This is a genomic window from Pseudomonas sp. MF6776 (assembly GCF_016613125.1).
Classification (GTDB): domain Bacteria; phylum Pseudomonadota; class Gammaproteobacteria; order Pseudomonadales; family Pseudomonadaceae; genus Aquipseudomonas; species Aquipseudomonas iridis.
In genome coordinates this window covers 91529-114368 of the sequence record NZ_JAENSQ010000018.1, presented here as the reverse complement: position 1 = coordinate 114368, position 22840 = coordinate 91529, and the positions used below count along the sequence as shown (strand labels likewise).

Here is a 22840-nt window from a genome sequence, read left to right as displayed (position 1 = left end):
CCTGAGTCAGCTGCCGGTAATGCGTAGTCATCTGCGCTTGAATCCTTCGGTGTGAGAGCCTGGATTCTACCGGTGGCTGGCTCTCTGCCTCTCGTTTCAAGCGTTGCGCTTATTCTATGAATTCAGGATGGACCCATGCGTTTTTTAACCTGTAGCAGTCAACTACGTTTGCCGGTTCGCTAATTCCTTTCTCTGATGGTGAAGAGCGATAACCCTGGTCGTTTTTCTCCGTCACGACCGGCTGCTTTTGGCCGATTCTGTTGAAAAAGTCGGTTCGCCCAAATAGCCTGAATATTGGCCGGTGAAAAACGCCTTTTTTACACGCTGCTACGTGAAATCTGAGCCTGGAAGCCTCTGCCCAAAGTAAAGATTTCAATCTCAGGCGCGTACTCTTCTGCCGTGGCAACCATGGCCGACTTTTTCAACAGAATCGGCCAATAGCAGTCCTTCATGAATAGCTGCCCAATATGGGCTAAAACTGGCCCACCCTCGATTTCGCACCTGTTCAACCTTTTCCAGACCCACCAAACCCATTTATGCCGTCATCCCGCAATGATGCTAAACGCGGTAGCTGCCAACACTTCCCCATTAACCATCACTTTCACTCCATGTCCCCCAGCAAAATGCTTGCGCGTCGTAAAATCCTTAATCACCTGGCGCCGTCCCACCACCACACTCCCAAACCCCGGCAACACCACCGTCTTCAGCTTGAAGACCTTCCCCGAAACCCCGCCATTCGCCTTCACATAGTCGATCGCATAATCAATCACCAACCTCTGCTCTTCAGCCACCGTCGACTTCACCACAAATGACAACGTAATCGCTTCTCCCAGCCTCACCACCGCCGGCTCAATCTTCACATCCAGCAACTCGACCTCAGGTTTTCCCCCGGCCCCAATCACCGTCAACGCCCGCAAATCCCCCTGTTTGATCAAACTGCGCAACGCATGCTTCGCAATCCACGCCGTATGTTTGTTTTCCAACGACCAGCCTTCAATCGTGTCGAGCACCCACTCGGGATGCACCTTCGTCACGTCATTCAAGTGATTCGCCACGGACTTGCGCACGTACAGGCTCTCATCCGCCTTCAACCGGTCCAGTATCCCGGCGGCTAACTGCGGATCCGCCTGCACCGCTTCCAGCCGAAACGACCACGGCAGGCGAGGGCGGCTGCCTTCGCTGGCGAGTCGGCGGACGTGGTGGTTTTCGTCCTGGGTCCAGTCGTGCATCCGTTCCAGCGAACGTTCCAGGTCGCTGCGCAGGAAGTGGCGGATGGCGAATTCGGAGGAGCCGAAGGTGGTGAAGTACTTCAGGGCTTCCATGGAGGTATCGAATGCGTGGCCGCCGTAGCTGGCGACGTAGTGCGGCAGGCACATGCTGACGAATCCACTGTTCAGTCGTGGTGCGAGTTCGCGCAGCACATCGAGGGAATCTTCGTAGTCCAGCGGCAGCACCGCATGCAGGCTTTCACTCACCCGCGCCATCCGCTGCATCACCGACAACTCAGCCAGCCCATCATTGGCATGCTTCAAAAACGCCTTGGCCTTAAACGCCGGGTACACAGCGCTCATTTCTGTGGCGATGTGTTGCAAACGCTCAGTGTTAAAGATCTCTTTCAGTGCCGGTGCAGCGGTATCAGGTGCGCTCATGATCAGGACATCGGCGTGCTGACGAACGCTTCAAGCGTTTCAGCGTAGGCAGTGTATTGGGCGATACGCGGGTAGCGCGCCACATCAATCTGGTCGGGGACGACGAGGTCGGTGAAGCTCCAGGCGACTGCGAGGCTGATGCCGGCCTGGGTGAGCGTGCCGTCGGTGGGTAAGCCGGTTTTTTCGAGTTCGTGTTCGAGGGCGGTGAAGGCGGCGGCGATTTGGCCTTCGACGCGTTCGACCCACGGTTGGTACTGGATGTCGGCCGGGCGCAGGTTGCGTTCGTAGTAGAGCTGCACGGCTTTTTCGCAGGCGGCGAGGCTGAGGCCGATCAGGCGCAGGGCATGGGCGCGCTGGTTCAAGTCTTTCGGCAGCAGGCTTTTGCCGGAGGCGGTTTCGAGGTAGTCGAGGATGAGGGTCGAGTCCATGAGGACGACGCCGTCGTCGAGGATCAGGGTGGGCGCCTTGACCACCGGGTTGATCTGCTGGAATTGCTCGAAGTGGCGGAACACCGAGACTGACTCGTGTTCGAGGTCGATCCCTAAGCGTTTGGCGGAGATCGCCACGCGGCGCACGTAAGGGGAGTCCAGCATGCCGATCAGTTTCATGACGCGTTCCTTCAAGCCAAACCGGTGGGGTAGGCATAACCTAGCCGAGGTTGAAGGAATTGTCAGTCGTCGAATCCGGCTTGTTCGTGGATCTCATCGACATTCAATTCCAGTCGATAGGCCACAGCCACAAACAATGCCTGGCACAAACACAACGTCGCACTCAACGAACGAAAAGCCAGCGCACTTCCTTCATTGACCAACAACACGCTGTTGGCGCGTTTGGCCAGTGGCGAGAGGAGGCTGTCGGTGAGGATCAGGGTGCTGGCCTGTTGTTCGCGGGCGTGGCGCAGGCAGTGTTGGGTTTCCCTGGCATAGGGGGTGAAGCTGATGGCGATGACCAGGTCGCCTTCGCGGATGCTGCGCATTTGTTCGCGATAGCTGCCGCCGAGGCCGGAGACGAGGTGGATGCGTTTCTGAGTGTGTTGCAAGTTGTAAACGAGATAGTCGGCGACGGCGAAGGAGCGGCGCACGCCGACGACATAGATGTTGTCGGCGTTGACGATCAGGTCGACGGCTTTTTCGAAAGCAGTGTCGTCGAGTTCACGGCCCAGACGTTCGATGCCGCAAAGCGTGGCGTCGATGCACTCGCGGGCGAGGTCGCCGTCGCTGGCTTTCTGCGATTGGTTGGCGATCATGTTGCGGATGCGTTGCTGGTAGTTCTGCACCGGCGAGGCTTTGTGGGTGTAGGCGGTGCGGAACAGGGCCTGCATTTCGCTGAAGCCGCTGAAGCCGAAGCGCTGGGAAAAGCGCACGATGGCGGACGGGTGGACTTCGCATTCGCGGGCAATGTCGCTGATGCGGTCGACCATGATCCGGTCGCTTTGCTGGCTCATGTAGCTGGCAATGCGCTTAAGCTGGCGCGGCAGGGTTTCGTATTCTTCGGTGATCAGTTGCAGCAGACGCTCGGCAGTGATCGGGGGGCTGGCGAGAGTGGGCTCGTCGGTGGCCGGCAGATCGGGGCGGGGCATAAGTCATCCTTCTGGCTGATCGATATCGCTGTGGCGAGGTGTGGATGATGTTAGTGGTGGTTTACCGGGTCTGCCTGGCTGAAACGATGCACCGGCAGACGAAAAAATTGCGATCAAATGGCGCTTGGTTAGCCGTTTGTCTTCTATATACAGCCGCTCGACTGAATTTCTTGCTATAAACGCACTCCGATAACCGCAATGAAGCCTGTGTCAGAGCCATTTCCGGGCCTTGTCGGACAAATTCCCAGTATTTAGAGTTGCTGATGCCTGAAACGGGCCTTAGACTGCCGCCCCTCGTAAATTGAGTGCCGGGTGGCATTTGCAATAAACGATGCCTTTTCGTCGACCGGACACGGTTCGCCGGAACGCTCCCTATTTCGCCTTAATGCACGTTTTTTTATAGAGATATCAATGACAAAGGACAAGTTGCTGGCCATGCCGGCAGATGACTACATGAATGCTGAGCAACACGCTTTCTTCGCAGAGCTGTTGCAGAACATGAAAGTCGAAACCCACGAGCGCATTGAGCAAAACCGTATCGCCATCGAGAGCCTGGATACCCCGGCTGATCCGGCGGACGCGGCTTCGGTTGAAGAAGAGCGCACCTGGCTGGTCAACGCGATCGATCGCGACCAGCGCATGCTGCCGCAACTGGAACAAGCCCTTGAGCGCATCAAGGAAGACAGTTTTGGCTGGTGCGACGACAGCGGCGAGGCCATTGGCCTGAAGCGCCTGCTGATCAGCCCGACCACCAAGTACTGCATCGAAGCTCAAGAGCGTCACGAGCAGATCGATAAGCACCAGCGTCAGGCCTGATTCCTGAGGCGACCCGCCGATTGCGGGTCGTTCTGAAAAGATCGCAGCCTTCGGCAGCTCCTACATGGGGTCGCAGGGGCTGCGATCTTTGTTTTTGCTCGTCTGCGATTCCCCGATTGTTTCATTGACCTGACTCAGACCCCGCGACTAACGGACCATAGATAATGGCGTTGTAGTGGCGTTTAATGCAGTCACAATAATGAGAACAAGTGTGGGGTGTTGATATGACGAGAGATGGATCTCTGGTTGGGGCTTTGCCTGCACCAGTGCTTTTGCCGAAAAACCGCTGGATCGCACCGACCCTGCAAAGCATCGCCCTGATGCTGTTGTTGGCCGGCATGACGCTGGGTGAATGGTCGCTTTACATTGGCATGCCCTTGGCGGTGCTGATTGTCTGGCTGCCGCGCCTGCGCACCCGAGCCGTCCCCGATGCACCGCCTGCCGACACCGGCAGCGCCATGTCCGAACTGACCCGCGACCTTTCCTACACCACCAGCCATAACGCGTTGTCGGCGGCCGGCGTGGCGTTTTCGGTCAAGGAGCTGGCGAGCAAGCTCGAATCGCAACTCGATGCCGCAGCACGGATTGTCAGCAACGCCGAGGTGATGATCGCCACCGAACACGCGACTTCGCAGCTCAGCCGCGATGCACTGGCAGCCGCCAGCGAGGCACATCACAGCAGTGCGGCGGGGCGCACCGAATTGATCGATTCGATTTCGCGCATGCGTCAGCTCAGTCAGCGCGCCAATGCCAGTCGTGAATTGATCGAAGCCTTGAGCCTGCGCAGCGATGACATTCAACGTGTGACGTTGGTGATCCAGTCGATTGCCAGCCAGACCAATCTTTTGGCGTTGAACGCGGCTATTGAAGCGGCGCGGGCTGGCGAGCATGGCCGCGGGTTTGCGGTGGTGGCTGATGAGGTGCGTGGATTGGCGGCGCGGACGGCGTCGGCGACTGGCGAAGTGGGCGAGATGGTCGCCGACATTCAGCAGCGCACCGCGCAGGTGGTGGAGCAGATCCGCGAGCTGTCCAGTGACTTGCACACTGGCGTCCAACAGGTCGAGCACACCGGCCAGCACTTGGAGAACATTGCTCGGCTGGCGGCCGGGGTGGAAAGTCAGGTCGGCGAAATCGCCCGTGGTGCCGAGACCAATCGTGAGCAACTCGACAGCCTGTTCAAGGCCATCGAGCAGATGCGCAGCGATCTGGCGATCAGCGATCAACAGACCCGGCGCCTCGCCGATGCGGCGGTGCAGATGGAGGGGCAGGCAGAAACCATCAGCGAACGTCTCGCCGAAGTCGGTCTGGATGACTATCACCAGCGCATCTATGATCTGGCGCGCGAAGGGGCGAGTCAGATTGCGGCGCGTTTCGAAGCGGACGTCGAGCAAGGGCGGATCAGTCTCGAAGATCTGTTCGACCGCCAGTATCAGGCGATCGCGAATACTCAGCCGACCAAGTATCAAACCCGATTCGACCGTTATACCGATCAGGTTCTGCCGGCGATTCAGGAACCGTTGTTGCCGCGTCACGAGGGGCTGGTGTTCGCCATTGCCTGCACGCAGCAGGGGTATGTGCCGACGCACAATCAGGTGTTCAGCCGGGCACTGACTGGCGATGCGCAGGTCGATGCGGTCAACAACCGGACTAAGCGCAAGTTCGCCGACCGCACCGGGATTCGCTGTGGCAGCCATCAGCAACCAGTGTTGCTGCAGACCTACACCCGTGACACCGGCGAGTTGATGCACGACCTGTCGGTGCCGATCACGATAAAGGGCCGACACTGGGGCGGCTTGCGGTTGGGCTATAAACCGGAAAGTCCGCGCTGATCGATTGTTACGCTTGATGCAATGAATATGTGCACGCGCGTTGCTGTTTGCGCTGCGGCGAAGTCATTAACATGCCTGCTTAGTTAGGTAGCTAATGAATTTCGGAGGTCCGCATGCAGTGCAGGGTTGATGTTGCCGTGATGATCGGCAGTGGCGTGCCCGCCGGTTTACGCGCAATGGGGCAAAGCGTTTGCTGGGTCGTTTTGCTCAACGGTGAGCGACGTGGCACCGCGTTTGCCAGTCGTGATGAGGCCGAGGAGTGCAGGGCTGCGTGGCTCGCGCAGTTGAAGGCGGAGGTTGGCGACAGCCTGCACTGATCGGGTCACTTGCCGTCGTGCAGGCGTACGTTCAGTTCATCGAAGACAATTGCCCTGTCGTCGTCTTTGCCAATCCACTCTTCAAGTGTCTGTTTTTGAGCTTGCGTCCAAAAATGCGCATCAACCAATTTGGTGTTGGCGTCCAGCGGATGCTTTTCGATGAAATCGTCGATTTGCGTATCCTCTGAAGGCAGCCCCAACTGATCGAACAGGGTTTTCAGGTTGTATGTTTCCAAATCCATCATGTGCTCCTTTTGCGCACGCCGGGATGGCGTAGTCGACACTCTCTCTATCTGAGGCAGCCACTGGCCAGGAGTTCGATTTGTAATTCGAGTGAGCGGGCGAGCGCGCAAGCCTCGTTATGATCCTCGCGGAAACCTCTTACACGGCCGGTCGACTTTTCTTTAATGTGAAAGAAAGCGTTACCTGCAGGTACCACCTGAAAGCGTGGCGTCTGGTCGTTCGTTACGGATTCCGGCAGATCTTCCATACCGGTGATATGCAGGATCACAGGCGATTTGAGTCGGGCGTCAGCGGGCATGGCGAAATGAGTCAGAGTGCACATATGAAGTCCTTTTCATCAGTTGGCCGATATTTACAGGCCGTTGTGGGTAGTCTTAATGAGCATCGCTGCTCTAGAATCGCCAGTACCTGTTGACGACAGCGCTTATCTAAAGCAATTTTTCGCAAGCGATATGTCGGAAAAGAGCTTTTCTTCGTGAGAATTTTCCCTAAAGTTCGTAGTCAACTTTCTCTCATGGCGAGTGAGGATTTTTCCTTCAGGCTTTGGCGACGTTGGAGTGAGTTTCGCGAGTGACAATCCAGTAGTCTTACGAACCTCGCGTTGAACGAGCGCTCTGCTCAGTTCAGGTTTTTATTTGAGTCAATTGGCAGTGCCATCGGCCTGGCCGTTTTTTGCCGTGCGCGTTTCCCGTGTGCGGTTTTTCAGATGTGGGGATGTTTCTTTGGCAGTCAGTAATCTCGATATGCATGCTTTGTTCGTGCTGGGTGATTTGCGTGCAAAGCTGGTCAAGCAGTTCCAATCGCGTTTTGTTTACATCACCGAGCAAAGCGCGGAAGGCATTTACGTTGCCGAGATCGACACGCAAAGTGCGCTGGTAGTCGATGACAAACCTGGGCTGAAGCTCAAGGTCGGCGACCACTTCAGTGCATCGGTCTTGCCCAGCCGTGAAGGTGGCAAGATGGATATCCGTTTTCGTGAAATAAAACTCACGGTTTATGGGCTTGGCGATTACGCCTTCGTTGATAGCGCTGATGGCCATGCGATCCTGTTCAAGGAAGGTCACAGCGTGGTGACCGTGTTCGCCGCCAATGAGCAATTGCAGGAAGGCCTGACCAAGACCCTGAAAGCCGTCACTGGCAAAGCCGCGAAGTGGCGCAAGGGCGAACTGGTGACCTTCAAGGCCAGCGAGTGATCGGTGGTTTGAGTCGCGCCGATTTTCATTCTCAGAACATCGACAATGCGCGTGATGAGGCCGGGCGATTGTTTGCCATGAAGGCCGAGTTGCAAGGCGCGTGGCTGGGATGGGTGGCCTCGCAGATCTACGCGTTGCGTCCAGCGGAATACGCCAGCATGGTCAGACGCGAGCTTCAAAGCTTGCAGGAAAAGTCTGAAAGCTAACCTCGTCTGGGGCCATGCCCTGAAAAAGCAGGAACCTCGTCTACAGTCAGTTGACTGAGTATTCAGAGGCTTGCGGTCTTCTGTCAGGCCATCCTGTCATTGCTGTGAACAGCACGAGGTGTAATGCATGAACGGATTTCGACGGTTATTGGCCGCCAGCGTGGCGACATTCGGCCTGCTGGCGTCAGCGCAATCGACGATGGCAGCACAGGCGCCGATCCATTTCGCCGACCTGAATTGGGAAAGCGGCAGCCTGATCACCGATGTCTTGCGGATCATCGTCGAGAAGGGCTACGGGTTGCCAACCGACACCTTGCCCGGCACCACCATTACCCTGGAAACCGCGCTGGCCAACAATGACATTCAGGTCATTGGCGAGGAGTGGGCTGGGCGCAGTCCGGTGTGGGTCAAGGCCGAGGCTGAAGGCAAGGTGGTGAGCCTGGGCGATACGGTCAAGGGCGCCACCGAAGGCTGGTGGGTGCCGGAATACGTGATCAAGGGTGACCCGGCCAAGGGCATCAAGCCGCTGGCGCCGGATTTGCGCAGTGTCAGTGATCTGAAAAAATACAAGGACGTGTTCAAGGACCCGGAGAACCCGAGCAAGGGGCGTTTCCTCAACAGCCCGATTGGCTGGACTTCAGAAGTGGTCAACAAGCAGAAACTCACGGCTTACGGGTTGCAGGACGACTTCACCAATTTCCGCAGTGGCTCGGGTGCCGCTCTCGACGCCGAGATCAGTTCCTCTATTCGTCGCGGTAAACCGGTGCTGTTTTATTACTGGTCGCCGACGCCGTTGCTGGGCAAGTTCAAACTGGTGCAGTTGGAAGAGCCGCCGTTTGATGCCGAGGCATGGAAAACGCTGACTGACGCTGATAATCCCAACCCGAAACCCACCCGCTCGCTGGCGTCGAAACTGTCGATTGGCGTGTCTACACCATTCCAGAAACAGTATCCGCAGATTGCCGAGTTCTTCAGCAAAGTCGATTTCCCGATTGCTGAGCTGAACAAGGCGTTGGCCGACATGAGCGAGAAGCACACCGCACCGCGTCAGGCGGCTGAAGCGTTCATGAAGGCGCATCCGGATGTGTGGCAGGCGTGGTTGCCGAAGGATGTGGCGGATAAGGTTTCGGCCAGCCTGCAATAAATCCTGATGCAGATGCTGATGCTGTAGGAGCTGCCGCAGGCTGCGATCTTTTGATCTGGCCTTTGAAAGGACAAAGTCAAAAGATCGCAGCCTGCGGCAGCTCCTTGTATCTCGACTATCGCTCCGTCAGGAGCGATAGTTCTCGACTGATCATCGAGGGAGGGATCTGGAAGCTGTGCAGCTCCTTAGGCTTCTTGCCTGTGACGTAGATTGTGCTCCATCCCTCCACACTCACTCGTATAGTTCGAACGGTATCTTGGGCCCGTTTTTGGCGAGAGCCCGCATTCGCAAGGTTGGACAGAGTGCAGTGATGATCGCAAAAGGGATCAAGTGGAGAGACGATCATGTCCAGTTTCGTTGGCGTCGACATCGCAAAAAACACTTTTGATATTGCTACGCACTTGCCCAACGGCAAGCACAAAACCAAAGCCAAGTTGACCAACGATCCAAAGGGTTTCAGAGAGTTTGAAGCTTGGCTGGAAAAGCAGGTCGAGCCTTCGGCCTTGATCGTGATGGAAGCTACCAGCGTCTATCATCTGGAACTCGCCGAGTTCGTCTACAACAAGGGTTACCGGGTCTGCGTAGTGAACCCGGCCACGACCAAAGCCTACGCCGACAGTGAACTGCGCCGGATCAAGACCGATAAAAGCGACGCCAAACTGATCGCCGATTTTGCTCGCGAAAAGGATCAGAAGCTTCAGCCATGGGCGCCTGAGCCTCTGAAATATCGCCAGTTGAAAGCGATGGTGCGCCGCTTGGATGACCTTCAGGAAATGGAGCAAATGGAGCTCAATCGTTTGGACGTGTCCGACGAAAAGGTCAAAGACTCGATCAATTCCGTCCTGCGCCATATCGAAAAAGAGATCGCTGAAACGCACAAAGCAATCAAAAAGCACATCGATGACGACCCGGACATGCGACGGATGCGGGATCTGATCGTGACCATCGACGGTATAGGACAGAAAACGCTTGAGCGACTGCTAGCTGAGCTTGGCGACCTGCGTAAATACACCGATCCTCGCCAACTGGTAGCCGCTGCCGGGCTGAACCCCAAGCTGCAAGAATCAGGGAAGTTCAAAGGCCACACCCTAATCTCAAAAATCGGCTCAGCCCGCGTTCGTGCAGGCCTTTACATGCCTGGCATGGTCGCGCTGAAACACAACAAGGTGATCAAGGCGATGAAAGAACGCCTGAAGGCCAACGGCAAGGCCCCAAAGCAGATCATCTGCGCAGCAATGCGCAAACTGCTGCACTTCATTTACGGAGTGCTCAAATCGGGCCTGCCATATGACCCGGAGTTTGCGCTTGCTCGATGAGATTTAAGACGGTATCTACAGTGAGTAGCGTTTTCTGTTAGAACCTGGTCTGCACCGCCAATTCAAAGGTGCGTGGTGTACCCAGGTAATACGCCGGCGATACATGCGCAAACTCGGCATACACCTCATTCGTCAAATTACGCACCCGACCGGTCACGGTGGTGTGCGAATCGACCTTGTAACTGAGGAAGCTCCCAAACAGCGTGTACGACGGCACGGTCAGGGTGTTGGCGCTGTCGGCAAATACCGATGCGACGTATCGCGCATCGACGCCACCTTGCCATTGCGGCGAAAAATCATAAGTCAGCCAGAGATTGCCAACCCGGTCCGGGACATTGGTGGGCGTGTTGCCCTTGCGCGAAACCACGGCGCCCGTGGCGTTTTTTTCGGTGAAATCATCGTACTGCGCGTCAACCCAGGCGAAATTACCCTCGGCCAGCAGTCTGTCGGTAATGCGCAAGGAGCTGGCAATCTCGATCCCTTTTGACGTCTGCTGGCCCACCGCAATGCTGCGGGTCGGGTCCAGTGGATCGGTGACGGCGAAGTCCTTTCGCTCAATGGTGTAAGCCGCCACAGTCGCCGAGCCTCGCCCGTTCAGGTAGTCGAATTTGCTGCCGATTTCCCATTGCTTGCCGGTCGATACGTCGAAGTCCTGTGTGCCATTGGGTTGCTCGGCCGCGGTGCTGTATTGCACGTAGACGTTGGCCGAAGGGATGAATTGGTAAGTCAGGCCTGCACGCCCCGTGACAGGCTCCCAACTGCGCTTGAGGTGTCTTGGATTGGCGGCGGTCACGGCGCGGTGGTTGGTCACGTCGAGGTCGATGTCGTCATAACGCAGGCCGGTGAGCAGGGACAGTTTGTCGGTCAACGCCAGACGGTTTTCCACGAACAGCGCTTTGGTGGTGACCTCGTTGGTCTTGTCACTGATCAGTGCGGGGTTGGTGCCGGGAATGTCGTAGAAATACCCGGGACGATAGTGGTTCGGGTTTACCGCGCTCGCGTCTTTTATGCTGAGCGGCGAGTTGGTGGTTTGGTTGACCTTGTATTCGAAACCGCCGGACCACGTCGTATCAAGTCCCAACAAAGTGTTGTCGTGGCGCAGTTCGAACTGGTTGCCGTTCTGTTCGCCTTGGTGCCGCACCTGGTACGCCGTCGAACGATTCACTGCCGAGTTGTCGGCGTTGTATTTGTAGGTCTCGAGATTGCGGTAATCGCGTTGGCTGTCGAGGTGGTACAGCGTGTTGCGCAGGGTGGTGCTGTCGTTGATCCGGTAGTCGATGATCGACCGCACCCAGATTGTCCGCTGTTCGTAGCGGCCGTCCTCGACGTTGTAGTTGTTGAAGCGGTTGTGTTTATCAATCTTCAATTCGCCGGCCTTGGGGTTGAGTACCGGCGTGCCCCAGTACGGGCTGTCTTCGTGTTCGTCCTGATACTCCAGGGCCAGGGTATGCGACAGGTTTGGTGTGAAATCGCTGAGTATCGAAAACGCTACGCTCCAGGCATCGCGCTCCTGTCGATCGATGTAGCCATTGCTGGTGTTGTGGCTGACATCCAGGCGCGCGTAGTGCTGCACCTCACTGCCTGGATCGGTCAGCGCGTGGTTGAGGCCGAACGCGGTTTCGGTGGTGTCGTAGGTGCCGTAACTGACCCTGCCTTCAACGGCCTGTTCATCGCGGGTCGCCAGTTTGGTCACGTAGTTCAACGAACCACCGACCGAGCCTGCGCCATTGATCAGCGACGACGGACCGCCCACCAACTCCACTCGGTCATAGATCCACGCATCGACAGGACGGGCGAGGCCTCCGGAAACGTTGATGCCGTTGAACATCTGCGTGATCTGGCTGCTGGTGAAGCCGCGATAGGAGATGAATCCGCCGAAGCCTGGCGGTGCGCTGGCATTGACGCCGGGCAGGGTGTTGGCGGCGTCCTGGAAGTTCTGTGCGCCGTGGCGCTCGATGTCGTTGCGATTGGCGATGGCCACCGAAGCGGGTGTTTCGCGGACGCTCAAGCCGAGTCGCGAAGCCATGCCGCTGGACTGGTCGAGGCTCAGGCCCGGTTCGTTGCCGGATTCGCCATCAATGTTGATCGGCGCGAGCTCCATGGTGGATTGCGCCCAGACGTTAACGGACAGGCAGCCGCACAGGCTCGCCAGCAAAGTGAGTTGTTTCATCATTGAATCCTGAATGCATGTCTAGGAGTCAGCGCACAGGCAAACGCCGCGCGTTGGCGCAGTGGGCTGACAAATCAAAAAGGCAGGAACACTCAGGCGAGCGGTGGGGCGCGTGGGTTGGCCGAGGGCCAGGTGAAGCGTGCGGGGAGGTCGGCACTGGCGATGGGCGCCAGGGGTGGGCTGTGTTGTTCCGGGAGGATCGCCAGGGTCAGGCTGGAGTTGAACGCCGGACCCATGCCGCCGCCGACAGAACACAGCGGACAGCCGAAGGCTTTGGACAGCGTCGGCAGTTGTTCTTCGCTGGGATTGGAGGCCAGCGGCGCTTGAGTCGCCGGGTCGACTGTACAGAACTGGCCGCCGATGCCGTTGAGCTGCATGCCGACCATTTGCCCGTGACCGATGCTGCAAGCGAACACGTTGAACAGGACGCAGCAATAGAGCATCCAGGCCAGCAGTGATCGGTCGGAACGGGAGAATTTCATGGGGCGGCACTTTACCTTACCGCTGATCGGTCGTGCACTTGAAAAAAATGCGACTAGGATGATTTGTTCAAATCCCTTTCAAGGATTTCAACCATGACCTTTGTGTTGGCTCAATGGCTGGTGACAGTGTTTGCGGTGATCAGCCTGGTGCATGTGTATTGGGCGTTGGGTGGGCAATGGGCGGCGGTGGCGGCAGTTCCGCAGGTTCCGGTGGAAGGTTTGGTGGCCACGCTACGACCGGCGTTCAAGCCATCGGGATGGCTAACGTTGTTGGTGGCGGCTGTGTTATTGGCGATTGCCGCGCTGGTGTGTCTGCGGGTCGGGTGGGGCGTGGCGCCGGTACATCACAAGGCGTTGCAGTGGGTGATCAGTGTAATTGCGCTGCTGATGTTTGCCCGGGCGATTGGTGATTCGCATCTGGTGGGGTTTTTCAAGGAGGTGAAGGGCTCACGTTTTGCGCGGCTGGATACGTGGGTTTATTCGCCGTTGTGTGCGGTGTTGGGGGCGGGGTTGTTGGCGGTGGCTTGGGTTTGAGGCTGAGCAGATTTATGTGATGACCGGGCCTGCCCGCGAAGAGGCCCGTCCCGGCTCCACAAAGTCTGAATTCAGCTACCGCTTTCACTGGAGCGACTACTCACTTCCGCCGGCACATCATCCCCGGCCATGCGTTTGCGGAACAACGCCGCCCGCGCCAGTAGCAACGTGGTCACCGGGACCGTGATTGCCAGTAAAATCGGAATCAGCCAGGCATGCAGCACCGGCCCGGACTTCAGCGCTGAAAAGCAAATGATCGAGGCCAGCGCCACACACCACGCTCCCAGCGTCGACGCCAGTGCCGGCGGGTGCATGCGCTGGAAGTAGTCCTTCATCCGCAGCAATCCGATTGCGCCGATCAAGGCAAACACGCCGCTGAGCACCAGCAGGATCGCCACAGGAATTTCAACCCAAAGAGACAGTTCCGCGTTCATTCGATGACCTCGCCACGCAGCAGGAATTTCGCCAGGGCAAACGAACCGACGAAGCCGAACAGCGCGATCAGCAGCGCCGCCTCAAAGTAAGTGTCACTGGAGTAGCGAATGCCTAGAGTCAGCATCATCAGCATCGCAACGATGTACAGATAGTCCAGCGCCAGTACCCGATCCTGCGCCGATGGCCCTTTGAACAGACGCAACAGCGTCAGCAGCATGGCCAGACAGAATAGAAACAGCGTCAGCAGAATCGCATTCGAGAGTAATGGGCTCATTCGAAAATCTCCATCAGCGGCCGCTCGTAAGTGCTCTTGAAGTGCTCGATGAATTGCGCTTCGTCATCCAGATCCCATACGTGTACCAGCAGAATGCTGCGATCCAGCGCCAGTTCTGACCACACCGTACCGGGCACTACCGTGCAGATCATCGACAATGTCGCCAGACCATGGGCGTCTCGCAGGTCCAGCGGCACTTTGATGAAGCTCGAGCGCGGCGGGCGACGACCTGCATTCAGTACACCCCAAGCGACGATCAAGTTGGACATCACCACATCACGACCAACCAGAAGGAGCAGCCGCACGATTGTCCATGGACGGCGGATACGCACTTGCTTGGGACGCAATTTGCGCATCATCAACGGCGCAGCGAAACCAAGTATTGCGCCGAGCAGCAGGTTGCCGGGGCTGATTGACAGGTTCAGCGTCAGCCACAAGATACACAGCGCCAATGAAAGCAACGGTGCCGGAAATACACGCTTCATGGCTGCACCTCCAACAGGGCGGCCTTGCTTTCCGGGCTCGGTACGGCGCGAGTCCCGAGCACGGCATTGACGTATTGCTGGGGATTATTCAATGCGTCAGCAGTGGCCTGGGTGTAACGCATCAGCGGCTCGGCCTTGAAGGTCAGGACGATGCTCAGCCCCAGCAGCAGGAAAATCGGCGCACATTCGAGTTTGCGCAGCAGCGGTGAAGGGCGCTCTTCTGGCGTCCAGAAGCGCTGGATACCGAGACGCGAGAACGCCATCAACGCTGCCAAGCCGGACAGGATCAACAGCGCCAGCAGCGCCCATGCCGCGTTGGAAATCGGCGCGGCGGTGCCCAATCCCAGCGGATTGAGTAACGCGCTGATCAGGTTGAGTTTGCCGATGAAACCGGACAGCGGCGGCATGCCGATGATGAGCAGGGCGCAGGCGATAAAGCTCAAGCCGAGAAACGCCATGGTCCATGGGATGACCTGGCCGACCACGGCTTTCTGCTCGTCGTCGAGGTTGATGCCTTTGGGCGGTTGCAGGGATTCCTGTGGTCGCGGCAGCAATTCGCTTTCGTCTTCCAGTGGGATTTCGTTGGCTGAGCGCGAACGCTCGATCAACTCGGCCAGCAGGAACAGCGCACTCAACGCCAGCGTCGAACTGACCAGATAGAACAACGCCGCACCGATCAGGTTCGGCTGCGCGAAGCCGACGGCCGACAGCAGGATCCCCGCTGACACCAGAATGCTCAGGCTGGCCATGCGCTCAAGGCGTTGCGCGGCAAGAATCGCCAGCGCCGCGCAGGCCATGGTCACCATGCCGCCGTAGATCAGCCAGTCACCACCGAAGAACGCCGAGGCTCCGGCCTGTGCGGAGAACAGCAGCGTCCACAGGCGCAGCAGGGTGTAGACGCCGACCTTAGTCATGATCGCGAACATTGCCGCTACCGGTGCGCTGGCCGAAGAGTAGGCCGGCACCAGCCAGAAGTTCAGCGGCCACATGCCGGCCTTGGCCAGGAACGCTACCGCGAGAATGCCTGCGCCGGCGTGCAGCAAGCCTTGGTCAGCTTCTGGAACCAGCGGAATTTTCACCGCCAGATCGGCCATGTTCAGGGTGCCAGTGACGCCGTAGATCAACGCCGCGCCGATCAGAAACAGCGACGAGGCGAGCAGGTTGATCGAAATGTAATGCAGCCCCGAAGAAACCCGTGCCCGGCCCGAGCCATGGAGCAAGAGGCCATAAGAGGCGGCCAGCAGCACTTCAAAGAACACGAACAGGTTGAACAGGTCAGCGGTCAGGAACGCGCCATACAAACCCATCAACTGGATCTGGAACAACGCGTGGAAGCTCGATCCCGCGCCGTCCCAACGTGCCATCGCAAACAGCAGGGCGCTGACGCCAATGACCCCGGTGAGTACCAGCATCAGCGCCGAGAGGCGATCAACCACCAGCACGATGCCGAACGGCGCCTGCCAGTTGCCCGGCAGGTAAACGCCGATTGAGCCGGGCACGCCGGTGGTTTGCGTCCATTGCAGCAGCATCACAGAAATGAACAGGCCGAGGAGGCTGGAGAACAGGTTGATTTTCGCCTTCAGCGGGCGGTGCCGCTCGCCGAGCATCAGCATGATCGCGGCAGTCAGCAGCGGCAGCAGAATCGGTGCGGCGATCAGGTGAGTCATCGCCATCATTCTTTAGGCTCCCGGCCGTCGACGTGGTCGGTGCCGGTCAGGCCGCGCGAGGCGAGCAGAACGACGAGGAACAATGCGGTCATGGCGAAGCTGATGACGATTGCGGTCAATACCAGTGCCTGCGGCAGCGGATCGGTGTAGTGCAGCAAGTCCTGGGTCACGCCGTCCTTGATCACCGGCTCCTTGCCGATGAACAGGCTGCCCATGCTGAAGATGAACAGGTTGACCGCGTAGGACAGCAGGCACAGGCCCATGACCACCTGGAACGTACGTGGGCGCAGGATCAGCCAGACGCCTGAGGCGGCGAGAATGCCAATGGCGATTGCGATGACTTCTTCCATCAGACGGCTCCTTTGCTGGCGACGGCCTTGGGCAGGGACGCGTTCTTGTGACCACGCACCGATTGGTGGGCGAGAGCGGTGAGGATCAATAGCGTCGAGCCGACCACCACGCCGTACACGCCAATGTCGAAGAACAGCGCGCTGGCGATATGGATGTCACCCAGCAGCGGCAGGGTGAAATGCCAGGTGTGGGTGGTGAGGAACGGATACCCGGCCACCATCGCACCAAGCCCGGTGGCGGTGGCAAAGAGCAGCCCCGTGCCCATCCAGCGCAGTGGCCGCAGGCTCATTTGTGCCTCGACCCACTGCGTACCGGCGACCATGTATTGCAGGATGAACGCCACCGACATCACCAGCCCGGCGACAAATCCGCCGCCCGGCTGATTGTGTCCGCGCATGAACAGGTAGAACGACACCACCAGCGCTATCGGCAATAGCAGACGCACCAGCACCGCCGGGACCATCATGAAACCGAGCGCGGTGTCGCTGGCCGAACGCGGGTTGACCAGGTCGGTGACCACGTCCGGTGCCAGCAAGCGCTGCTGGGCCGGCAGTTGCAGGCTTTCTTTCGGAGGACGGAAGCGGCGCAGCAGGGCGAACACCGTCAATGCCACAGCGACCAGCACGGTAATTTCACCCAGGGTGTCGAAACCTCGGAAGTCCACCAGCATCACGTTAACCACATTGCTGCCGCCGCCCTCAGGCAGGGCGCGACTGAGGTAGAACGAGGAAATGTCATTCGGCGTCTGCCGCGTGAGCATCGCGTAGGACAGCAGCGCCATGCCGGCGCCGACCGCAATCGACAGCATCAAGTCGCGCAGACGGCGAATGCGTGCCTTGCGCAGCGTGCTCGGCAGTGGCGAAACCTCTTCGATCCGTCGTGGCAACCAGCGCAGCCCCAGCAGGATCAGCACGGTGGTCACCACTTCGACGGCCAATTGCGTCAGCGCCAGATCCGGAGCGGAGAACCAGACGAAGGTCACGCAGGTCATCAAGCCGCAGACGCTGACCATGGTCAGGGCGGCGAGACGGTGATACTTGGCCTGCCACGCGGCGCCGAGGGCGCAAGCAATTGCCAGCAGCCACAGGGTCACGAAAACGATCGAGCCCGGAATCTTCGGCCGGTCACCCCAGCTCAGGCTGCTGTGCAGCATCGGAATCAGGCCCGCGAGCACAGCCGCCAAGACCATCAGGAACAATTGCATTTGCAGGCGTCGGGTGCCGAGTCGGCGTTCAACGCGCCGGGCCATGCGCATCATCACCACAAGGCTGCGCTCGAACAGGCGCTTGCCGTTGAAACGTCCCACCAGTGGCGGGTATTTGAAGCGGCCGTGTCTGAACTGATTACGCAGTAACAGGTAAAGCGCGATGCCACCGGACATCGCGATCAGGCTCATGATCATCGGTGCGTTCAGGCCGTGCCAGATTGCCAGGCTGTACTCCGGCAAGGTACCGCCCACTACGGGCTGCGCGGCGGCGGCGAGCAGCGGGCCGACCACTTGTGCCGGGAAGATCCCCACGATCAGGCAGGTAAACACCAGCAACTCGACCGGTGCACGCATCCAGCGCGGCGGCTCGTGCGGGGTGTGGGGCAGGTCGGTTGCCGGTGGGCCGAAGAACACATCGACGGTGAAACGCAGGGAATAGGCGACGCTGAATGTACCGGCAATGGTTGCGACAATCGGCAGCGCGGCTTCGACCCACGCCGTGGCATTGATGAACACGGTTTCGGCGAAGAACATCTCTTTCGACAGGAAGCCGTTGAGAAGTGGCACGCCGGCCATCGAGGCGCTGGCAACCATCGCCAGCGTTGCGGTAAACGGAATCAGCTTGATCAGACCGCTGAGCTTGCGGATGTCGCGGGTGCCGCTCTCGTGGTCGATGATGCCTGCGGCCATGAACAGCGAGGCCTTGAACGTGGCGTGGTTGAGGATATGGAATACCGCTGCAACGGCGGCCAGCGGACTGTTCAGGCCCAGCAGCAACGTGATCAGGCCCAGGTGGCTGATGGTTGAGTAGGCGAGCAAGCCTTTGAGGTCGTTCTGGAACATTGCGCAATACGCGCCGAGCAACAGCGTACACGCGCCAGCGCCGCTGACGATGTAGAACCATTCTTCACTGCCGGACAGTGATGGCCACAGGCGTGCGAGCAGGAAAACCCCGGCCTTGACCATGGTCGCCGAGTGCAGATACGCCGAGACTGGCGTGGGCGCCGCCATAGCGTGGGGCAGCCAGAAGTGGAAGGGAAACTGGGCGCTTTTGCTTAAGGCGCCGATGAGAATGAGGGGTAACAGGATTGGGTAGAGGGCATGTGCGCGAATCAGGTCGCCGGCGGCCAGGACCTTGTCAAGGTCATAGCTGCCGACGACATGGCCGAGGATCATGACCCCCGCCAGCAGGCATAGTCCGCCGGCGCCCGTGACCATCAGCGCCATGTAGGCGCCACGACGGGCATCGGAGCGGTGGTGCCAGTAACCGATCAGCAGGAAAGAGAAGAGGCTGGTCAGCTCCCAGAAAAACACGATCTGGATGAGGTTGCCGGAGATCACCAGGCCAAGCATGGCGCCCATGAACGCCAGGAAAAATGCGAAGAATCGCGGCACCGGGTCGTCCGGTGACATGTAGTAGCGGGCATATAAAGAGACGAGTGAGCCGATCCCGAGTACCAGTATCGAGAACAGCCAGGCGAAACCGTCCATGCGCAGAACGAAGTTCAGCCCGAGACTGGGTAACCACATGAATTCTTCGCGAATGACGCCGCCATTGGCGATCTGCGGGTACAACAAAGCCACCTGGACGACGCCGATCAGAGCGACCAGACCTGCCAACAGGGATTCGGTGTTACGCGCATTGTGTGGCAGCACCGCTGCCAGACAGCTGCCAATGAATGGCAGAAGCAGTAGAACTATCAGGGACATAGGCTTCTAATCTGCGGAAGTTTGTGAAGCATCATACGTGCCAGCTCCCCGATCACCAAACGCCAGGATGTCTCAGAATCCTACAAAGTAGTCTGGATATTTGTGTTTGGCCTTGTTTCATGGGCGAAAAAAGATCGCAGCCTGCGGCAGCTCCTACAGGAAAACGCATTCCAATGTAGGGGCTGGCGAAGGCTGCGATCTTTTGATCTTCAAGATCCTCAGCGCTCAGTCTCGCGGTCAAAATCCTCCAGCACTTGCTCCGAATGCTTACCCTTGGTCTTCAACTCACTGACGATCACCGCTGCCACAATCAACCCGGCGCCCAACAGAGCAATCGCCGGCAAGCGCTCGCCAGCAAGCCGCCCTACAATCCCTGCCCATACCGGCTCACCGGCGTAGATCAGCGTCGCTCGCGTCGGCGAAACACTCTTCTGCGCCCAGTTCATCGCGACCTGAATAGCCGCACTCGCCGCGCCCAGGCCCAAAGCCGTTGCGAGCAGCAGCCAGGAAAAATCCGGAAGCGCTTCGCCAGTCGGCACCACCATCAAAAATGACAACACCGAGGTCGTTGCCAGTTGCACCACGGTCACCCGGCGCACATCCACCTGGCCGGCGTAGGTGCTGATCAAAATGATTTCAGCAGCAATGGCTACGGCGCTTATCAGTGTGGCGATTTCACCGGGGCTGAAATTCAGCGAGGCTCCGGACGGCCCCGACAACAGCATCAATCCGGTAAACGCCAGCATGATGCCAATGCTCGGCATCAAACCCGGTCGCCGCCCCAGCACCAGCCATTGCAGCAACGGCACGAACGGGACGTACAACGCAGTGATGAACGCCGACTGACTGCTTGGAATTGTCTGCAACCCGACCGTCTGCAGGCCGTAACCGAGCATGATTGCTACGCCAATGAAGGCGCCGGCCTTGAGTTCAAACAAGGTCAGCTCACGCAGGTGCCGCCACGAAAAAAGCGCGACGATGGCCGCTGCGGCGGCAAAGCGCAGGCCGACGAAGAACATCGGGCCGCTGACGGTCATCGCGTGCTGCACCAGCAAAAAGGTGCCGCCCCAGATCATGGTGATCACCACCAGCACGCACTCGGCCTTGCTGAAGCGGGAGAAACGAGAGGAGGTGTCGGAGCGATTCACTGACGTCATGTCCTTGCGCGCGAGAGAAAGAGCGACGCACAATGCGCCAAATGTTGCGCAGTATACTGCCCAACCCCACCGAGTGAGCAATATAGTGCACAAAGATTCCAGCCAACGCGCCTCCGTCCTGCAACACGTCAGCCAGAACGTCCGGCGCTTGCGGCACGCTGCCGACATGAGCCAGACCGCGCTGGCGGAAAAGTCCGGAGTGAGTCGGAGGATGCTGGTGGCGATCGAGGCGGGCGAAAAGAATGTCAGCCTGACCACCCTCGATCGCGTCGCCGAAGCACTCGATGTTGCCTTCAGCGATTTGATCCAGGCCCCCGACGCGCGCGATCCGAGCCGCATCAACGAAGTGGCGTGGGCCGGGAGCATCCCCGGCAGCAAAGCCGTGTTGCTGTCCAAAGCCACCGCTACCCGCGAAGTCGAGCAATGGGAATGGTGCCTGCAACCGGGCGAGGTCTATCCGTCGCAACCGGACGCCGATGGCTGGAGTGAACAGATTTATGTATTTGAGGGTTGCCTGACGTTGATGCTTGGCGATCATGCGCAGCAGATCGGCACGGGGGAGTTCTTCATGTTTGCCAGTAATCAGCCGCATGCCTATCGCAATGACGGGCCGGTGGCGGCGCGGTTTGTGCGTAATGTGGTGATTTGAATGAACCACCATGCAGACATTCTGATCATCGGCGGTGGCCTCAGCGGCACGATGCTGGCGGTGCAGTTGTTGCGTCGGCCAGGCCAGCGCCGGATTCTGGTCATTGAGCCGCGCGCGGAACTCGGCCGTGGTGAGGCCTATAGTGCGGTGGAGTTGGGCCACACGCTCAATGGCAACGCGGCGCGGATGAGCGTCGATCCGGATAACCCGGATGACCTGACGCAATGGCTGGCCGAGCACATCGCTTCGGGCGGCTGGCCCGAGTCTGCCGAGCAACAGGTGCCGGTCAGTGAACTGTTCCCGCCGCGCGGACTGTTCGGTGTTTACGTGCAGCAGCGTTTAGCCGAAGCACGAGAGGACGGCGCGCAGCAGGGTTCGACCGTCGAGCACATCCGCGCAGAGGCCGTCGATCTGCAAATCGATACGGATTCAGTGCAGCTCACCCTGGACAATGGCCAACAATTGCACGGCGCGTACGCAGTACTCGCCACCGGCATGTTCCCGGCCGCGCGCACACCGCAGACGCAATCCAGTGGTCTCAACGCCGCCGCCCTGGACCCGTGGAATGTAGCGGCCATGCGTCAGCTCGATGCGCAATCGAGCGTGCTGATCATCGGTTCCGGCCTGACCATGGTCGATGCCGTGGTGTCGCTGGAGCAGGCTGGGCATCGTGGGCCGATCGAGGTGTTTTCCCGTCATGGCTTGCTGCCCCATGTTCGTCGACAACCGCCGGGCTGGGTAGATTTTCTTGCTGAAGACCACGGCATTCGTTCCCCCCGACAGTTACTGCGCGAGTTGCGACGGCATTGCCGCGACGCCATCGCACAAGGCATCGATTGGCAAGCGCCGCTGGACACGGTGCGCGCGCACATCGGGCGACTGTGGAGTCAGGCGACTGACGTGCAGCGTCGACAATTCGTACGTCATGTGCGGCCTTGGTGGGAAAGCCATCACCACCGTTCGCCACCGCTGAGTGCGCAGTTGGTCGAGCGTCTGCATAGCGAAGGGCGGTTGCGGATTCACGCAGCTTCGTTCAAAGGGCTTGAGCCTTGCGCGGAGGGTGGTGTGAGTATTCGCATCCGTCCGCGGGGTGAAGCGCAAACCTGCGTGGTACATGGCGCAGCGCTGATCAACTCCAGCGGTATCGAATATGACTGGCGTCGTGTGGCGCGACCGTTGCCACAGCAATTGTTGGCGCGGGGTCTGGTGCAGCCTGGGCCTTTGGCGTTAGGGATTTCGGCAGCGCCTGACGGAGCTGTTGTGGACGAACACGGGCAAGCAGCGAGTCGCTTGTTCGCAATGGGCCCGCCGTTGCGCGGGATGTGGTGGGAGAGTACGGCGGTGACGGATGTGGCGTTGCAGGCGAAGGCGTTGGCGGCGCGGTTGACGGATTGAGAGAGGCTGCGGGGTTGAGGGTGAACGTTCGG

The 22840-nt window shown here is 58.9% G+C and carries 24 protein-coding genes; 10 read left to right on the top strand and 14 right to left on the bottom strand.

The annotated features are described in order from the left end of the window. Positions 1–542 precede the first annotated feature (542 nt). The 3 genes from JJD74_RS20195 to JJD74_RS20185 form a co-directional block, all read right to left on the bottom strand. Positions 543–1649, bottom strand: coding sequence for a DNA alkylation repair protein (locus tag JJD74_RS20195; RefSeq protein ID WP_200616644.1), 1107 nt, complete (start codon positions 1647–1649; stop codon positions 543–545). Between the two features lie 2 nt (positions 1650–1651). Next, complete coding sequence (locus JJD74_RS20190; protein WP_200616643.1) at positions 1652–2257, bottom strand: glutathione S-transferase; 606 nt, start codon at positions 2255–2257, stop codon at positions 1652–1654. Positions 2258–2319: 62 nt separating this feature from the next. Further along, positions 2320–3228, bottom strand: a complete 909-nt coding sequence (locus JJD74_RS20185; RefSeq protein ID WP_200616642.1) for a MurR/RpiR family transcriptional regulator — start codon at positions 3226–3228, stop codon at positions 2320–2322. A gap of 411 nt (positions 3229–3639) precedes the next feature. Between JJD74_RS20185 and JJD74_RS20180 the strand changes: the two genes are divergently transcribed. From JJD74_RS20180 to JJD74_RS20170, 3 genes are all read left to right on the top strand, one after another. Beyond that, a complete protein-coding gene (locus tag JJD74_RS20180) occupies positions 3640–4044 on the top strand; it encodes a TraR/DksA family transcriptional regulator (protein ID WP_047301757.1) in 405 nt (134 codons plus the stop codon). 224 nt (positions 4045–4268) lie between these two features. After that, entirely contained in the window at positions 4269–5873 is a 1605-nt protein-coding gene (locus JJD74_RS20175; protein WP_200616641.1) for a methyl-accepting chemotaxis protein, read from the top strand. 113 nt (positions 5874–5986) lie between these two features. Further along, on the top strand, positions 5987–6190 hold the full coding sequence (locus JJD74_RS20170) for a hypothetical protein (RefSeq protein WP_042559582.1): 204 nt from the start codon (positions 5987–5989) through the stop codon (positions 6188–6190). 5 nt (positions 6191–6195) lie between these two features. Here JJD74_RS20170 and JJD74_RS20165 read toward each other — a convergent pair whose 3' ends face one another. Then, entirely contained in the window at positions 6196–6435 is a 240-nt protein-coding gene (locus JJD74_RS20165) for a DUF2789 family protein (RefSeq protein WP_442793286.1), read from the bottom strand. Positions 6436–6479: 44 nt separating this feature from the next. Continuing rightward, positions 6480–6755 carry a hypothetical protein gene (locus tag JJD74_RS20160; RefSeq protein WP_042559580.1) on the bottom strand — a complete coding sequence of 92 codons (276 nt, stop codon included), beginning with the start codon at positions 6753–6755 and terminating at the stop codon, positions 6480–6482. Between the two features lie 400 nt (positions 6756–7155). On the opposite strand from JJD74_RS20160, the gene JJD74_RS20155 reads away from it, so the two are divergent. The 4 genes from JJD74_RS20155 (at position 7156) to JJD74_RS20140 (ending at position 10292) form a co-directional block, all read left to right on the top strand. Continuing rightward, positions 7156–7626, top strand: coding sequence for a hypothetical protein (locus JJD74_RS20155; protein ID WP_080896030.1), 471 nt, complete (start codon positions 7156–7158; stop codon positions 7624–7626). Between the two features lie 8 nt (positions 7627–7634). Beyond that, positions 7635–7832 carry a hypothetical protein gene (locus JJD74_RS20150; protein WP_150592187.1) on the top strand — a complete coding sequence of 66 codons (198 nt, stop codon included), beginning with the start codon at positions 7635–7637 and terminating at the stop codon, positions 7830–7832. Positions 7833–7959: 127 nt separating this feature from the next. Continuing rightward, positions 7960–8976 (top strand): ABC transporter substrate-binding protein, encoded by a 1017-nt coding sequence (locus tag JJD74_RS20145; protein ID WP_042559578.1) that lies wholly within the window; start codon positions 7960–7962, stop codon positions 8974–8976. 344 nt (positions 8977–9320) lie between these two features. Beyond that, entirely contained in the window at positions 9321–10292 is a 972-nt protein-coding gene (locus JJD74_RS20140; protein WP_200616640.1) for an IS110 family transposase, read from the top strand. Between the two features lie 37 nt (positions 10293–10329). Here JJD74_RS20140 and JJD74_RS20135 read toward each other — a convergent pair whose 3' ends face one another. Both JJD74_RS20135 and JJD74_RS20130 read right to left on the bottom strand, forming a co-directional pair. Beyond that, positions 10330–12462 (bottom strand): TonB-dependent receptor, encoded by a 2133-nt coding sequence (locus tag JJD74_RS20135; RefSeq protein WP_200616639.1) that lies wholly within the window; start codon positions 12460–12462, stop codon positions 10330–10332. A 92-nt stretch (positions 12463–12554) separates the two neighbouring features. Further along, positions 12555–12944: a DUF2946 domain-containing protein gene (locus JJD74_RS20130; RefSeq protein ID WP_042559576.1), complete on the bottom strand. Its 390-nt coding sequence runs from the start codon at positions 12942–12944 to the stop codon at positions 12555–12557. A gap of 93 nt (positions 12945–13037) precedes the next feature. Between JJD74_RS20130 and JJD74_RS20125 the strand changes: the two genes are divergently transcribed. Beyond that, the gene (locus JJD74_RS20125; RefSeq protein ID WP_042559575.1) at positions 13038–13478 is read left to right on the top strand and encodes a DUF3995 domain-containing protein; all 441 of its coding nucleotides are present in this window, start codon (positions 13038–13040) and stop codon (positions 13476–13478) included. A 71-nt stretch (positions 13479–13549) separates the two neighbouring features. Here the strand turns inward: JJD74_RS20125 and JJD74_RS20120 are convergent, their stop codons facing one another. From JJD74_RS20120 to JJD74_RS20090, 7 genes are all read right to left on the bottom strand, one after another. Beyond that, a complete protein-coding gene (locus JJD74_RS20120; RefSeq protein ID WP_042559574.1) occupies positions 13550–13912 on the bottom strand; it encodes a Na+/H+ antiporter subunit G in 363 nt (120 codons plus the stop codon). Beyond that, positions 13909–14187 carry a K+/H+ antiporter subunit F gene (locus tag JJD74_RS20115; protein ID WP_042559573.1) on the bottom strand — a complete coding sequence of 93 codons (279 nt, stop codon included), beginning with the start codon at positions 14185–14187 and terminating at the stop codon, positions 13909–13911. Before JJD74_RS20115 ends, JJD74_RS20120 begins: the two co-directional genes overlap by 4 nt. Then, the gene (locus JJD74_RS20110) at positions 14184–14672 is read right to left on the bottom strand and encodes a Na+/H+ antiporter subunit E (protein WP_042559572.1); all 489 of its coding nucleotides are present in this window, start codon (positions 14670–14672) and stop codon (positions 14184–14186) included. The genes JJD74_RS20115 and JJD74_RS20110 overlap by 4 nt, the downstream gene beginning before the upstream one ends. Continuing rightward, a complete protein-coding gene (locus tag JJD74_RS20105) occupies positions 14669–16348 on the bottom strand; it encodes a monovalent cation/H+ antiporter subunit D (RefSeq protein WP_047301749.1) in 1680 nt (559 codons plus the stop codon). The genes JJD74_RS20110 and JJD74_RS20105 overlap by 4 nt, the downstream gene beginning before the upstream one ends. Next, positions 16345–16689, bottom strand: coding sequence for a Na+/H+ antiporter subunit C (locus tag JJD74_RS20100; protein WP_016775082.1), 345 nt, complete (start codon positions 16687–16689; stop codon positions 16345–16347). The genes JJD74_RS20105 and JJD74_RS20100 overlap by 4 nt, the downstream gene beginning before the upstream one ends. Further along, positions 16689–19607: a monovalent cation/H+ antiporter subunit A gene (locus tag JJD74_RS20095; protein WP_042559570.1), complete on the bottom strand. Its 2919-nt coding sequence runs from the start codon at positions 19605–19607 to the stop codon at positions 16689–16691. Before JJD74_RS20095 ends, JJD74_RS20100 begins: the two co-directional genes overlap by 1 nt. Positions 19608–19825: 218 nt before the next feature. After that, the gene (locus tag JJD74_RS20090; RefSeq protein ID WP_200616638.1) at positions 19826–20764 is read right to left on the bottom strand and encodes a DMT family transporter; all 939 of its coding nucleotides are present in this window, start codon (positions 20762–20764) and stop codon (positions 19826–19828) included. Between the two features lie 85 nt (positions 20765–20849). Here JJD74_RS20090 and JJD74_RS20085 point away from each other — a divergent pair, with 85 nt between their 5' ends. Next, a complete protein-coding gene (locus JJD74_RS20085) occupies positions 20850–21413 on the top strand; it encodes a helix-turn-helix domain-containing protein (RefSeq protein WP_042559568.1) in 564 nt (187 codons plus the stop codon). Continuing rightward, positions 21414–22808, top strand: coding sequence for an FAD/NAD(P)-binding protein (locus JJD74_RS20080; RefSeq protein ID WP_200616637.1), 1395 nt, complete (start codon positions 21414–21416; stop codon positions 22806–22808). The last annotated feature ends 32 nt before the right edge of the window (positions 22809–22840 follow it).

What these genes read in the sequence shown, in the direction of transcription:
- JJD74_RS20195 (WP_200616644.1), bottom strand. Translation starts at nt 1,649, where the DNA reads ATGAGCGCACCTGATACCGCTGCACCGGCACTGAAAGAGATCTTTAAC.
- JJD74_RS20190 (WP_200616643.1), bottom strand. Translation starts at nt 2,257, where the DNA reads ATGAAACTGATCGGCATGCTGGACTCCCCTTACGTGCGCCGCGTGGCG.
- JJD74_RS20185 (WP_200616642.1), bottom strand. Translation starts at nt 3,228, where the DNA reads ATGCCCCGCCCCGATCTGCCGGCCACCGACGAGCCCACTCTCGCCAGC.
- JJD74_RS20180 (WP_047301757.1), top strand. Translation starts at nt 3,640, where the DNA reads ATGACAAAGGACAAGTTGCTGGCCATGCCGGCAGATGACTACATGAAT.
- JJD74_RS20175 (WP_200616641.1), top strand. Translation starts at nt 4,269, where the DNA reads ATGACGAGAGATGGATCTCTGGTTGGGGCTTTGCCTGCACCAGTGCTT.
- JJD74_RS20170 (WP_042559582.1), top strand. Translation starts at nt 5,987, where the DNA reads ATGCAGTGCAGGGTTGATGTTGCCGTGATGATCGGCAGTGGCGTGCCC.
- JJD74_RS20165 (WP_442793286.1), bottom strand. Translation starts at nt 6,435, where the DNA reads ATGATGGATTTGGAAACATACAACCTGAAAACCCTGTTCGATCAGTTG.
- JJD74_RS20160 (WP_042559580.1), bottom strand. Translation starts at nt 6,755, where the DNA reads ATGTGCACTCTGACTCATTTCGCCATGCCCGCTGACGCCCGACTCAAA.
- JJD74_RS20145 (WP_042559578.1), top strand. Translation starts at nt 7,960, where the DNA reads ATGAACGGATTTCGACGGTTATTGGCCGCCAGCGTGGCGACATTCGGC.
- JJD74_RS20140 (WP_200616640.1), top strand. Translation starts at nt 9,321, where the DNA reads ATGTCCAGTTTCGTTGGCGTCGACATCGCAAAAAACACTTTTGATATT.
- JJD74_RS20135 (WP_200616639.1), bottom strand. Translation starts at nt 12,462, where the DNA reads ATGAAACAACTCACTTTGCTGGCGAGCCTGTGCGGCTGCCTGTCCGTT.
- JJD74_RS20130 (WP_042559576.1), bottom strand. Translation starts at nt 12,944, where the DNA reads ATGAAATTCTCCCGTTCCGACCGATCACTGCTGGCCTGGATGCTCTAT.
- JJD74_RS20125 (WP_042559575.1), top strand. Translation starts at nt 13,038, where the DNA reads ATGACCTTTGTGTTGGCTCAATGGCTGGTGACAGTGTTTGCGGTGATC.
- JJD74_RS20120 (WP_042559574.1), bottom strand. Translation starts at nt 13,912, where the DNA reads ATGAACGCGGAACTGTCTCTTTGGGTTGAAATTCCTGTGGCGATCCTG.
- JJD74_RS20115 (WP_042559573.1), bottom strand. Translation starts at nt 14,187, where the DNA reads ATGAGCCCATTACTCTCGAATGCGATTCTGCTGACGCTGTTTCTATTC.
- JJD74_RS20110 (WP_042559572.1), bottom strand. Translation starts at nt 14,672, where the DNA reads ATGAAGCGTGTATTTCCGGCACCGTTGCTTTCATTGGCGCTGTGTATC.
- JJD74_RS20105 (WP_047301749.1), bottom strand. Translation starts at nt 16,348, where the DNA reads ATGATGGCGATGACTCACCTGATCGCCGCACCGATTCTGCTGCCGCTG.
- JJD74_RS20100 (WP_016775082.1), bottom strand. Translation starts at nt 16,689, where the DNA reads ATGGAAGAAGTCATCGCAATCGCCATTGGCATTCTCGCCGCCTCAGGC.
- JJD74_RS20095 (WP_042559570.1), bottom strand. Translation starts at nt 19,607, where the DNA reads ATGTCCCTGATAGTTCTACTGCTTCTGCCATTCATTGGCAGCTGTCTG.
- JJD74_RS20090 (WP_200616638.1), bottom strand. Translation starts at nt 20,764, where the DNA reads ATGACGTCAGTGAATCGCTCCGACACCTCCTCTCGTTTCTCCCGCTTC.
- JJD74_RS20080 (WP_200616637.1), top strand. Translation starts at nt 21,414, where the DNA reads ATGAACCACCATGCAGACATTCTGATCATCGGCGGTGGCCTCAGCGGC.